Raw genomic sequence first — 12,892 nt, forward strand, 5'->3', positions numbered from 1 at the left:
GCTTCAACGCGCTGCGATCAATGAATAGGCCTCAGACAGGCGCTCTCACTGGGCCCCGGCTTCCGCCGGGGTGAGCGGAGACAAAATGCACAAAGAAAAAGGCCGCCCCGGCGATCCGGGGCGGCCTTTGATCTTTCAGGCGTCAGCGGGTCTTAGCGACCGCGACCCTTCGGAGCCGGCAGCAGGCCTTCGCGCTGGGCGCGCTTGCGGGCCAGCTTGCGGGCGCGACGGACGGCTTCAGCCTTCTGGCGAGCGCGCTTTTCCGACGGCTTTTCAAAGTGCACGTGACGCTTCATTTCGCGGAAGCTGCCTTCGCGCTGCATCTTCTTCTTCAGGGCTTTCAGCGCCTGATCGACATTGTTGTCGCGGACAAAAATCTGAACCAGGGGTCTCTCTCCTTTGGCCGCCCGCCGCGTCCTTTCCAAGGGAGACGGGCAGACAAAACAAAACCACGCTCGAGAGGAGGCCTCCCAAGTGAAGGCGCGCTGATACATGATCGGGGGGGGCGTGTCCAGATCGTCGCGCCTAATCGTGATGGCTCGAAACGCCCGCCGGATGGGCGTATCGTGCCGCCCATGACCGAGACAGCCGAGACTGCTCCGAAGGGCGATTGGGCCGACCGCACTGAACAGGCCGTTCTGGACGCGGCCATAGAACGCGCGCCCGCGCTGGGCTGGAACGCGCGCCTGACGCGCGCCGCGTGCGAGGCATGCGGCCTGTCGCTGGGCGACCAGGAACTGCTGCTACCGAACGGCCCGCGCGATCTGGCGGTCCTGCTGTCGCGTCGCCACGACGCGCGGGCTCTGAAAGCTCTGGAGGCCACGCCTGCGGCCACGATGAAGATTCGCGAACGAATCGCCGCCGCCGTCTCGGCGCGGATGGAGGCGGGGGCGCAGGATATCGAGGCGGCCAAACGCTGTGCAGGCTTTCTCAGCCTGCCGACCAACGTCGACCTGGGCTTCAAGCTGGCGTGGGAGACGGCGGATCACCTGTGGCGCTGGGCCGGGGATACGGCGACGGACCAGAATCACTACTCCAAGCGGGCGATTCTGGGCGGCATCCTGATTCCCGCCCTGACCATGCGCTGGTTCGACGGACGCGAGGCGGCGGAAGGCTTCGTCGCCCGCCGCATCGACAACGTCATGGCGTTCGAGAAGTGGAAGGCGGGCAAGGACTTCGACGCGCCGGTGCGCACGATCACGGATGTGCTGGGGCGGCTTAGATACGGCGCCAAGGCCTGATGACCCTCTCCCATTGGGAGAGGGAAGGCGGGGAGAGGGTTAAAGGATGCGGTTGATGTGGGCCATCTTGCGGCCCGGCCGGGCGTCGTGCTTGCCGTAGAGATGCAGGCGGGCGTTCGGCTCGGCGGCCAGTGCGCGCCATTGCTCGACCTCGTCGCCCAGCAGATTGGTCATCTCGACGCGGGCGTGGGCTTGCGTCGGGCCCAGAGGCCAGCCGACGACGGCGCGGATGTGCTGTTCGAACTGGTCGCAGACGCAGCCGTCCTGGGTCCAGTGGCCGGTGTTGTGAACGCGCGGGGCGACCTCGTTCACCAGCAGTTCGCTGTTTCCCATGTCGAACAGTTCGATGCCCATGACGCCGATGTAGTCGAGGCCGTCCAGAACGGCGGCGGCGATCGCTTCGGCGCGGCCTTGCGTGGCCGTGTCCACGGCGGCGGGGGCGGTGGTGGTCTTCAGCACGCCGTTCTTGTGGACGTTCTCGCCCAGAGGATAGACGGCGACCGCGCCGTCGCGGCCTCGCGCGGCGATGACAGACAGCTCGCGCTGGAAGACGGCGGCGGCCTCCAGCACGGCGGGGCGGCGGCCGATGGCGTCGAAGGCGGCCTCGGCGTCGGCGGCGTCGCGGATCCACACCTGGCCCTTGCCGTCATAGCCCTCGCGCCGGGTCTTCAGCAGGGCGGGCAGGCCAAGCGCGGCGATGGCGTTGGTGAGGTCATCCAGCGTCGTCACGGCGGCGAAGGCCACGGTCGGGGCGCCGACGGCGTTGAGATAGGTCTTCTCGTCTACCCGGTCCTGGGCCACGGCCAACGCCGTCGGTCCCGGCGCGACCAGGGCGCCCGCTTCGGCCAGGGTCTCGACCGAGGCGGCGGGGACGTTCTCGAACTCGAAGGTGACGACGTCGCACAGGCGGCCCAGCGCCTGTAGGGCGTCAGGATCGTCATAGGGGGCGGTGATCTGGGCGCGCGAGACGCGGGCGGCGGGGCTGTCGGGCTGGGGATCGAGGATCACCACGTCGAAGCCCAGGCGTGAGGCGGCCTGGCTCAGCATCCGGCCCAACTGGCCCCCGCCGAGAATGCCGAGGGTCGAACCGGGAGGCAGGGGAAGATCGGGCATCAGTCTTCGACGCTTTCGGCGACGGATTCGGTCTGGGCGGCGCGGAAGGCCGACAGGCGCTCGGCCAGGGCGGGATCGGACAGGGCCAGGATCTGCGCCGCCAGAATTCCCGCGTTGGCGGCGCCCGCCTCGCCGATGGCCAGGGTGGCGACGGGCACGCCGCCGGGCATCTGGACGATGGACAGCAGGGAATCGAGGCCCTTCAGCGCCTTGGACTGTACCGGCACGCCCAGCACCGGCAGATCGGTCATCGACGCAGCCATGCCGGGCAGGTGGGCCGCGCCTCCGGCGCCGGCGATGATGACCTTGAAGCCGTTCGTCTTAGCCGTCGTGGCGAAGTCATAGAGGCGCTGGGGCGTGCGGTGGGCGCTGACGACCTTGGCCTCCCAGGCGACGCCCAGCTGATCCAGACGGTCGGCGGCCAGCTTCATCGTGGGCCAGTCGGAGCGGCTGCCCATGATGATGGCGACAGGTGGCGTCGTGGCCGGCGGCGTGGAGGCGGTCATGCGCAAAGGCTCCCCAAGCGGAAAGCGGCCCGTTACAGCACCCGCGTTGCGCCCGCAACCGAGGACGCTAGACTCCGGCGCGTCGCGGGGCCTTGAGTCGGCCGGAAATGCGACGCCGGAGCCCGCCTTGAACCACCTGGCCGAACAGACGACCTCTGCGGGCGACGATGCGGAACTGCGCGCCGAGATCGCGCGCCTGCACGCCGAGGTGGCGGCCCTGACCGAACGGGCCGAGCGAGCCGAGGCTCTGGCGGACCACGACGTGCTGACCCCCGCGCTGAATCGGCGCGGCTTCATGACGGTGCTGACGCGCAACCTGGCCTATTGCCGCCGCCACGGAGTCGAGGCGGCGCTGCTGTATCTCGATCTGGATGGGTTCAAGGGAATCAACGACGGCCTGGGCCATGCGGCGGGAGACGCGGCTTTGATCGCCGTGGCCGAGCTGTTGCTGGCGAACGTGCGCGAATCCGACGCCGTCGGCCGCATGGGCGGGGACGAGTTCACCGTGTTGCTGATGAACGCCGGCGCCGAGGAAGGGCGCGAGAAGGCGCGGCGGCTGAGCGAGGCGCTGCAGAGCGAAGGCTTTATCTGGGATGAGAGGCGGGTGGCGCTGGGCGGCTCGTTCGGCGTGCGCGCATTCGCCGGTCAGACGGACGCGGAGGTCTGGCTGTCCGAAGCCGATGCGGCCATGTGGCTGCGCAAGAAGGCGCGGCCGGAGGCGACGCGCTGACGAATTGAAAAGGGCGCCGAGGTCAGTCTCGGCGCCCTTCTTTTCCTAGCCGTTCAGCAGGCTGTTGCGACGGCTGTACAGCAGATAGACCGCCACCCCGATCACGTTCCAGATGACGAAGTTGATCTGGGTCGAGGCCGGCAGGCTGAAGAACAGATAGACGCAGCCGGCGATGGCCACCGGCCCGACCAGCCACCACACCGGGGCGCGGAAGACGCGCGGACGGCCCGGTTCGCGGCGGCGCAGCACGATCAGGCACAGGCCGACCGAGGCGAAGGCCACCAGCGTTCCGGCGTTGGCCAGGGCGGCCAGATCGCCCAGCGGGATGAAACCGGCGATGATCGCCATCAGCACCGCCGTACCCGCCGTCACGCGCACCGGCCCGCCCGAACGCTCGGACACATGGGCCAGGCTGCGCGGCAGCAGGCCGTCGCGGGCCATGACGAAGAAGATGCGGCTCTGGCCGAACATGAAGGCCAGGATGACGGTGGGCAGGGCGACGACCGCCGCGCCCGCGATCAGGGTGGCCCACAGGTCGGACCCGACGGTGCGGATGATGTGGGACAGGGGCTCGGGCGACTTCATGAAGTCGGTGAAGGGCATGGCGCCCAGGGCGGCGATGGCCACGGCCATGTAGATGGCGACGCAGGCCACCATCGAACCGATGATGCCGATGGTCAGGTCGCGGGCGGGATTGCGGGTCTCTTCCGCCGCCGTGGCTACGGCGTCGAAGCCGTAGAAGGCGAAGAAGATGATGGCCGCCGCCGCCATGACGCCCATCTCGGCGCCGATGCCGTGCGAGAAGCCGTAGGGCATGAAGGGCTTGAGGTTGGCAGGGTTGAAGTGGGGCAGGGCGATCGCCACGAAGGCGATCAGGGCGGCGATCTTGACCACCACCAGCACGGCGTTGATCGAGGCGCTCTCCTTGGTGCCGGCGACCAGAAGACCCGCCACGGCGGCGACGATGATGACGGCGGGCAGGTTGACGATGCCGCCCTGCGACGGGGCCGAGGTCAGCATGGCGGGCAGGCCCATGCCGATGCCCTCCATCATGCCCGAGAAATAGCCCGCCCAGCCCACGGCCACGGCCGAACAGACGACGGTGTATTCCAGGATCAGGCTCCAGCCGACCATCCAGGCCGCGCCCTCGCCCAGGGTGGTGTAGGAGTAGGTGTAGGCCGAGCCCGACTCCGGGATCATGGTCGCCAGCTCGGCGTAGGCCAGGGCGGCGCAGACGCAAACGATCCCGGCGATGACGAAGGCCAGCATGACCGCCGGTCCGGCCCGCTCAGCCCCGACGCCGATCAGGGTGTAGATGCCGGTGCCGACAATGGCGCCGACGCCCAGGGCGACCAGGTGCGGCCAGGACAGGGTGGGCTTGAGCCCGTTCGCCTTGGGCGCGCCTCCCAGCACAGGCAGGGCCTTGCGGCGTGTCACGAAACTCATGCGTCTCCCCCGGTAGTCTTCGATGGCGAAGTAAAAATATTCGGTATAACGGCGTTTTTCCGTAGCATTTTTGGCCCACAACCTACCTTGGTAAGCTGAGCCGCAACAGAAAAAACGACCCGATTGGGCCGTATTCAATCCCTATCACTGGATCATAAATTCAGATTTGCCGCAGAAACAACGCTTCTGTTGTAGGGCTGGGCCGAATTTCTACATTTCGAAGATGGTGATCGGTTTTGGTGATTGGTGTGAATTTTATTCCGTCGTTTGGATAATATCCGAAACTTCTGTCTTCGATGCAGTGCTAGCGAATTGGGGAACGGCTGAGGGGCCGGGCAAACGCTTGCAGGGCCGATGGCCCTCGATCTTGGGAGGGATTGCGGCTTGCGGACGATGTTTGGGGAGAAGTCTGTCTTCAAGGGCGCCGGCGCGGCGTGTGCGGTTGCGCTGCTGCTTGCGGCGGGGACGCCGAACGCGGTGTCGGCTCAGGCTCAAGCGCAGGCGGCGTCGGCGCGGGCCACGCTGAACCCCGCGCCGCCGAGACGCGCCGACGAGGGCTATGGTCCCTATCCGCTGATGGTGGTGCGCGGCGCCATGCTGATCGACGGCACGGGCGCCCCGCCCATGGGGCCGGTCGACATCGTCATCGAGAACGACAAGATCACCGACATTATCCAGGCGGGCTGGCCGGGCCTGCCCGAGCGTGAAGGCCGCCCGCCGCTGAACGCCACGCATGAGATCGACGCGCGCGGCATGTACGTCATGCCCGGCTTCGTCGACGCCCATGCCCATGGCGGCAGCCCGCAGAAGGCGCCGGATCTGGAGTACGTGTACAAACTGTGGCTGGCGCACGGCGTGACGACCGTGCGCGGCGTCAGCCTGGCGCCGCACGACATCGCCGTGTCGGAAAAGGCCCGTTCGGCGCGCGGCGAGATCGTCGCGCCGCGTATCTACAACTACCAGACCCTCGGGTCGGGCTGGTCGCGCGGCCGTATCCGCAACCCCGAAATGGCGCGCGAGTGGGTGCGCTGGGGTGCGGCCAACGGCGTGGACGGGATCAAATTCTTCCTGCGCGGCGACGAGACGCCCGAGGTGGTCCTGGCCGCCATCGACGAGGCCAAGAAGAACCAAATGGGCACGGTCGCCCACATCGCCCAGCCGGGCGTGGCCCAGTTGAACGCCGAACAACTGGCGGCGGCGGGCCTGGGGACCATCACCCACTTCTACGGCCACTTCGAGTCGCTGCTGGGCGGGCGGACGATCCAGGATTATCCGACCGACTACAACTTCTACGACGAGCAGAAGCGCTTCGGCGAGGCGGCCGAGATCTGGGACGAGGTCGAGCCGGGTTCGGCGGAATGGTACGCCTATCTGGAGGCGCAGAAGAAGGCGGGGGTCGTCTTCGATCCGACGATGACCATCTATGCAGCATCGCGCGATCTGATGCGGGCGCGCAATGCGCCCTGGCACCAGACCTATACGCTTCCGGCGCTGGCGGACTATTTCCAGTCCACGCGCGACAATCACGGCAGCTACTTCTTCGATTGGACGACGTCGAACGAGGTGGCGTGGCGCCGCTTCTACGAGCGGTTCATGCGGCTGGTGAACGACTACAAGAAGGTCGGCGGCCGGGTGACGGTGGGCTCGGACTCGGGCTTCATCTGGAAGCTGTACGGCTTCGGCTACATCGAAGAACTGGAGCTGTTGCAGGAGGCGGGCTTCCACCCGCTGGAGATCGTGCGCGCCGCGACGATGGACGGGGCGACGACCCTGGCTGAGCCGACCGGCAAGGCGCCGACCTTCGGCGTCGTGCGGCCGGGCATGAGCGCGGATCTGGTCATCACGACCGAGAATCCGCTGGCGAATTTCAAGACCTTGTATGGCACCGGACATGAGCGCCTGAGCCCCGAGAACCGCATCGAGACGGTCGGCGGCGTGCGTTGGACGGTGGCGCGTGGGGTCGCCTACGACGCGCCGGCCTTGTTGGCCGACGTGCGGGCGATGGTCGATCGGCAAAAAGCCGAACGAGGGGAGGCGCAAGGAGGGCGCTGATCCGCAACAGACGACGCAGGCGAGGTCGAATGGGGACGGCGCGCCTGTGATTCAGATCAGAAAAACGAGGGGTGATCCAATGAGACTGTCTGCGTACCTGAAGACCGGCACGATGATCGCCGGTCTGGCCGTCACGGCCGCCGCCGCCCAGCCCGCCCGGGCGCAATCCGAAGTCCCGGCCCCGGAACCGGAAGCCAGCGCCGTCGCCGACATCGTGGTGACCGGCTCGCGCATCCGGCGTCCGAACGTCGAGGCGTCGACCCCGGTCAACGTCGTCGACGCTCAGGAAATCGAGAACATCGGCGTCACCAACCTGATCGACGCCATGGCCCGCCAGCCGCAGGTCGGCCTCGGCAGTTCGGCGTCCAGCACGACCAATACGGTCGCGGGCCAGGGCCTGGCGACGCTGAACCTGCGCAATCTGGGCTCCAGCCGAACGCTGGTGCTGGTCAACGGCCGTCGTCACGTGGCCGGGTCCAGCGGCACCAGCGCCGTGGACGTCAACACCATCTCCAAGACCACCATCGCCCGCGTCGATACGGTGACGGGGGGCTCGTCGGCGGTGTACGGCGCCGACGCCGTGGCCGGGGTGGTCAACTTCATCACCAAGCAGGACTTCGACGGTATCGCCGCGCAGGCCCAGTACGGTTCGGCCGACGGCCCGAACACCTATTACGGCTCGATCGCAGTGGGGCGGAACTTCAACGACGGCCGCACCAACATCATGGCCGCCGCCACCTACGACCAGACCGAGGGTCTGTACCGCCACGAACGCGATTACGCGATGAGCGGCCTGGCCTACATCCCGAACCCGAACAAGAAGAGCCCGGACGACGGCTTGCCGTCCTTCATCATGGCGCGGGACGTTTATACCAACATCACCAACGACAGCTTCACCCCGGTGATCGTCACTCCGATCGGCGGCAATGCGGCCTACAGCCTGACCTTCACGCCCGATGGCAAGCTGGTTCCCTTCGATCGCGGCCAGGTGGTGGTCGACGGCGCGGGTCGCCCGCAGAAGGTCTCGATCGGCGGCGATGGATTCAAGTTCCGCGAAGACGCCCTGCGTACTCCGGTCGAGCGCTACGGCGGCGAGCTGCAGCTGCGCCACCAGTTCCAGCCGTCGGGCGATTTCATCAGCGAGCTGAACCTGTTCGCCGAGGGCAAGTATTTCCACACCGAGGCGACCAGCCAGCGCGAGAACGGCACCTTCGCCGGCGACGTGGACGGCAGCAAGTTGGTGACGGGCAACGCCTATCGCATCCAGGCCGACAACGCCTTCCTGCCCAGCGATCTGAGGGCCATGCTGACCGCCGCCGGGGTCGCGCGCTTCGACATTACCCGCAACGACCGCGACTTCGGCATCCGCACCTATGAGAGCGTGTATGACACCACCCGCTTCGTGACCGGGATCGACGGAGCCTTCAGCAATGGCTGGCGGTTCGAAGCCTACGTCAACTACGGCCAGACCGAGTCGCAGTTCACCAACTTCGATCGACTGCAAAAGGAGTTCTACGAGTCGATCGATGCGATCAATCTGAACGGCCAGATCGTCTGTCGCAGCGAAGATGCGCGGGCCCGGGGCTGTCAGCCGCTGAACCTGTTCGGGGCCGGAATCGCCTCGCAGGAGGCGATCGACTACTCCTATATCCACACCGTCCGGGACGACGTGACGCGCCAGTGGAACGCGGTGGCCAGCGTCAACGGGGAGCTGTTCTCCTATCCGTCGCTGTTCAGCGGGACCAGCCTGCCGGTCGCCTTTGCGGCGGGCGTCGAGTGGCGCAAGGAATACGCTCGTTCAGTGCCGGACGAACGTTCGCAGAAGGGGCTGATCTTCCAGAACGCCCAGCAGATCACTGAAGGGCGCTATGAGTCCAAGGAGATCTTCGGCGAGATCAACCTACCGCTGCTGGCCGATGTCCCGTTCGTGCAGTACCTGGATCTGACGGCGGCCTATCGCTACCAGGACTACACCACCACGGGCGGCGACAGCAGCTATGGCCTGGGTCTGGAATGGACGGTCAACCGCGACATCCGTTTCCGCGGCAACTACGCCAAGGCGGTGCGCTCGCCCAACATCAACGAACTGTTTGGCGGCGGCAGCGAAGGCTACAGTCAAATCGAGGATCCCTGCGACGCGACGCGCCTGAACCTGGGCAACGCCTCGGCCAATCGCAAGGCGAACTGCGCGGCGCTGGGGCTGAGCCCGAACTTCGTACAGTCGACCGCGACACGGCCTGTGGTCAGTCAAGGCAACCCCGATCTGAACCCGGAAGAGGGCGAGACCCTGACGATGGGCGTGGTGCTGACGCCGTCGTTCCTGCCGGGCTTGGCCCTGACGATCGACCGCTATGAGATCGAGATCAGCGACGTGATCGCCTCGCTGGGCTGGCGCAACATCATCAACAACTGCGTCGACAGCCCGAGCCTGAGCAACCCGTTCTGCGCTAGCGTATCGCGGGGTTCGGACGGCAACATCACCCGCGTTCTGAACCAGGTGCTGAATGTGGCCGAGTACACCAACTCGGGCTGGGACGTGACCGCGTCCTATCGCACCGACCTGGCTAAGCTGGGGCTGCCGGACTATGGCTCGCTGTCATTCAATGCGGCGGCCGGCTTCCTGGACGAGCTGACCTACGACCCGGTTCCGGGCGACGCCAGCGTGCGGGACGAGCAGGCGGGCGAACTGCCCAATCCCAAGCGTCGCATGAACTTCCGCGTCACCTGGGACTATGATCGGGTCTCGCTGTCTTACGCCAACCAGTATCTGGGCAGCATGGTCCGCAGCAACCAGGATCCGGCGGGCGCCTATGAGCCTTACAAGGCGCCGTCGTGGATCACCCACGACCTGCGCGCTGAATATCGCTTCGACAAGTATTCGGTCTTCGCGGGGGTGAACAACTTCACCAATGAAGAACCGCCGCAGACGCCGTTCACCTGGACCGGCACCTCGCTGAACACCGGATTCAACGGAAGCATCTACAACAACCTGGGCCGCTATGCCTACATTGGCGTGAACGCCCGGTTCTGATCCGAATAGGGAAGCCGTCCGGTCACGGGCGGCTTCTCGCTCTGGGCGGCCTGCGGGCGTCCGCATGATTTATTGGGGGAGAATGCAGTTGAAGACCCTGACCGCGTACAGCGCCATCGCCGCCGCCGTGGGCGTGATGGCTTTCGCCGCCCTGCCGGCGACGGCCGTCGCCTCGGCGCCCGCGTCGGCTTCGGCGACGAGCGCCGCCGCCGTGGACGCCCAGTTCCGCGCCATCGCTGAAGAGGAATACGCCTGGCGTCAGAAGGAGATGCCGTCGCGCGCCTCCAAGCCGTCCAACCTGCCGGACGTCAGTGCCGCGACCCAGCAGCGTCGCCTGGCCTATTGGACCGATATCCAGAACCGGCTGAACGCCATCTCCCTGGATCAACTGTCGCCGTCCGAGCGCACCAACTACGCGGTCTATAGGCATCAGATCGACAACTACGTCGATGACGGGCGGCATCGCCTGTACGAGATGCCCTTCAATTCTGACAGTTCCTTCTGGTCGTCGATCTCGGGCATGGCCAACCAGACCTTCACTTCGGTGGAGGACTATGAGCGCTATCTGTCGCAACTGCGCGACACGCCGCGCTACTTCGATCAGCAGATCGTCAACATGCGGGCCGGTCTGGCGCGCGGCTTCACCCAGCCCAAGGCCTCCCTGGTCGGGCGGGACGTGTCGATCCTGGCGGTGACCGAGCCGACGAGCCCGCAGGCCAATCCGCTCTACAAGCCCTTCATCGACATGCCGCCGGGGATCTCGGAAACAGACCGGCGGCGCCTGCGCGCGTCAGCCGTCCAGGTGATCCAGCAGCAGGTCGTGCCGGCGCACCGCACCTTGCTGAGCTTCATCCGCGATGAATATGTGCCGGGCGCGCGAGACACCCTGGGCGCCAACCGCCTGCCGAACGGCGACGACTTCTATCAGACGCAAATCCGCCAATACACGAGCGTCAACCTGACGCCGGATCAGATCCACCAGATTGGCCGCGCCGAAGTCGCGCGCATCCGCGCCGAGATGGAAGCGGTGATGCGCAGCACGGGCTACACGGGTGATTTTGCGCAGTTCATCACCTTCCTGAAGACCGATCCTCAATTCCAGTATGAAAAGCCCGAGCATTTGCTGTGGCACGGCGCCTGGGTGATCAAGAAGGTCGACGGCAAGATGGGGCAGTACTTCAACCTGAAGCCCCGCGACACCTTCAGTCTGGTGCCGGTGCCGGACGCCATCGCACCTTTCTATACTGCTGGACGGGGCGGTAATGGGACGTGCCTGCTGAACACCTATGATCTGCCGTCGCGACCGCGCTACAATATCCCGGCGTTGACGGTGCACGAGTGCAATCCCGGCCACGCCTGGCATGGCGTCCTGCGTCGCGAGCACGCCAAGCTGCCGGAGTGGCGCTCGCAGGCGGGCATCTCGGCCTTTGGCGAGGGGTGGGCCCTGTACACTGAAAAGCTGGCTGTCGAGATGGGCATCTACGAAGACGCCTATGAGGACTTCGGCCGCCTGAATTACGAGATGTGGCGAGCGGCGCGGCTGGTGATCGACACCGGCCTGCATTCCAAGGGCTGGACCCGCGATCAGGCGATCGCTTTCCTGAGCGAGAATACGGCCCTGTCTGATCATGAAGTCGGGACGGAGATCGACCGCTACATCACCTGGCCGGGGCAGGCTTTGGCTTACAAGCTGGGCGAGATCGAGATCGTGCGTCTGCGTCGTCAGGCGGAGGCGGAACTGGGGGCGGATTTCGACATCAAGGCCTTCCATGATCACCTGTTGGCCCTGGGCGTCGCCACCATTCCGGCCATGACCGCCGAGATGGAAGCCTTCATCGCCGAGAGCAAGCAGGCCGCCGCCGCTCGCCGAGCAGAGTAAAGCCCGAGGACGCGTAAGAGGCGTTGTTTTCGACCGGCGGTTTTCCTCCCAGGTCGCCGGTCCCGCCGCCTGCTGATCCATTGCGGATCAGCAGGCGGTTTGACACAGTTCGGAGTAGGTAAATGCGTAAGGGGGAGCCGCGCATGAGCGCAGCGGATTACAAGTTGGACGATGCGGATCGCCGCATTCTGAGGGTGCTGCAACAGGACGGGCGGATCACGAACCAGGATCTGGCGTCGGCATGCAATATGTCGGCGTCATCCTGCTTCGAGCGGGTGCGGCGCCTGCGCGAACGAGGGGTGATCATCGGCTATACGGCGTTGATTGACCCGAAGTTCGCCGAGCGGGAGCTGTTGATCTTCATCGAGGTGCTGCTTGACCGCACGACCTCGGACATTTTCGATCAGTTCGCCGATCGCATCCGCCGCTCGCCCGAGGTGCTGGAGTGCCATATGGTGGCTGGCGGTTTCGACTATCTGGTCAAGGTGCGGATGAAGGACATGGCCGCCTATCGCGTCTTCCTGGCCGATACCCTGATCACCATGCCGGGCGTGCGTGAAACCCGCACCTATGCGGTGATGGAAGAGGTGAAGGACACTTCGGTCCTGCCGTTGTAGCTGGAAAGCTTGCGGAGGCGACGCAGAACCGCCTCCGCAACAGATTCACCAGTAGCCGCCGGGGCAGCTGCCGACCGCTTCAAGCGTATAGTAGGGCGAGGTGGTTCCGTGCACTGGCGCTGCGACGGTCGCCAGAAGCGCGGCGGCACGAATCTTACGCATACGCATGACGAGTGAGCGGCAGCCGTGTCGTTGCGTTCTGACGTGCCCCCCGTTTCTCATCCAGCCATAACAAGAGTCCGAGGTTGATCTGGGTAGAGATTGGTTGGGTTGGCAA

The 12,892-nt window shown here is 65.9% G+C and carries 10 protein-coding genes; 6 read left to right on the forward strand and 4 right to left on the reverse strand.

What is annotated here, in order from left to right; translation table 11 throughout:
- Positions 1-152: 152 nt before the first annotated feature.
- Positions 153-386, reverse strand: coding sequence for a 30S ribosomal protein S21 (gene rpsU, locus AC3A3G_RS07505; RefSeq protein WP_087139870.1), 234 nt, complete (start codon positions 384-386; stop codon positions 153-155).
- Between the two features lie 189 nt (positions 387-575).
- Here rpsU and AC3A3G_RS07510 point away from each other — a divergent pair, with 189 nt between their 5' ends.
- Positions 576-1,241 (forward strand): COQ9 family protein, encoded by a 666-nt coding sequence (locus AC3A3G_RS07510; protein ID WP_200167728.1) that lies wholly within the window; start codon positions 576-578, stop codon positions 1,239-1,241.
- Between the two features lie 39 nt (positions 1,242-1,280).
- On the opposite strand, the gene AC3A3G_RS07515 is transcribed toward AC3A3G_RS07510, so the two are convergent.
- On the reverse strand, positions 1,281-2,354 hold the full coding sequence (locus AC3A3G_RS07515) for a 5-(carboxyamino)imidazole ribonucleotide synthase (RefSeq protein WP_200215796.1): 1,074 nt from the start codon (positions 2,352-2,354) through the stop codon (positions 1,281-1,283).
- Entirely contained in the window at positions 2,354-2,860 is a 507-nt protein-coding gene (gene purE, locus AC3A3G_RS07520) for a 5-(carboxyamino)imidazole ribonucleotide mutase (protein WP_200215794.1), read from the reverse strand. The genes AC3A3G_RS07515 and purE overlap by 1 nt, the downstream gene beginning before the upstream one ends.
- A 127-nt stretch (positions 2,861-2,987) precedes the next feature.
- On the opposite strand from purE, the gene AC3A3G_RS07525 reads away from it, so the two are divergent.
- Positions 2,988-3,590, forward strand: a complete 603-nt coding sequence (locus tag AC3A3G_RS07525; protein WP_368924648.1) for a GGDEF domain-containing protein — start codon at positions 2,988-2,990, stop codon at positions 3,588-3,590.
- Between the two features lie 45 nt (positions 3,591-3,635).
- Here the strand turns inward: AC3A3G_RS07525 and AC3A3G_RS07530 are convergent, their stop codons facing one another.
- Complete coding sequence (locus AC3A3G_RS07530; RefSeq protein WP_125900043.1) at positions 3,636-5,036, reverse strand: amino acid permease; 1,401 nt, start codon at positions 5,034-5,036, stop codon at positions 3,636-3,638.
- 393 nt (positions 5,037-5,429) lie between these two features.
- On the opposite strand from AC3A3G_RS07530, the gene AC3A3G_RS07535 reads away from it, so the two are divergent.
- The 4 genes from AC3A3G_RS07535 (at position 5,430) to AC3A3G_RS07550 (ending at position 12,615) form a co-directional block, all read left to right on the forward strand.
- The gene (locus AC3A3G_RS07535) at positions 5,430-7,088 is read left to right on the forward strand and encodes an amidohydrolase family protein (protein WP_487487884.1); all 1,659 of its coding nucleotides are present in this window, start codon (positions 5,430-5,432) and stop codon (positions 7,086-7,088) included.
- 79 nt (positions 7,089-7,167) lie between these two features.
- The gene (locus AC3A3G_RS07540; RefSeq protein WP_200167723.1) at positions 7,168-10,119 is read left to right on the forward strand and encodes a TonB-dependent receptor domain-containing protein; all 2,952 of its coding nucleotides are present in this window, start codon (positions 7,168-7,170) and stop codon (positions 10,117-10,119) included.
- An 82-nt stretch (positions 10,120-10,201) separates the two neighbouring features.
- Positions 10,202-11,998: a DUF885 domain-containing protein gene (locus tag AC3A3G_RS07545; RefSeq protein ID WP_234287718.1), complete on the forward strand. Its 1,797-nt coding sequence runs from the start codon at positions 10,202-10,204 to the stop codon at positions 11,996-11,998.
- A gap of 143 nt (positions 11,999-12,141) precedes the next feature.
- The gene (locus tag AC3A3G_RS07550) at positions 12,142-12,615 is read left to right on the forward strand and encodes an Lrp/AsnC ligand binding domain-containing protein (RefSeq protein ID WP_125900046.1); all 474 of its coding nucleotides are present in this window, start codon (positions 12,142-12,144) and stop codon (positions 12,613-12,615) included.
- Positions 12,616-12,892 lie beyond the last annotated feature (277 nt).

This window comes from Brevundimonas sp. Soil_N_31 (genome assembly GCF_057655995.1).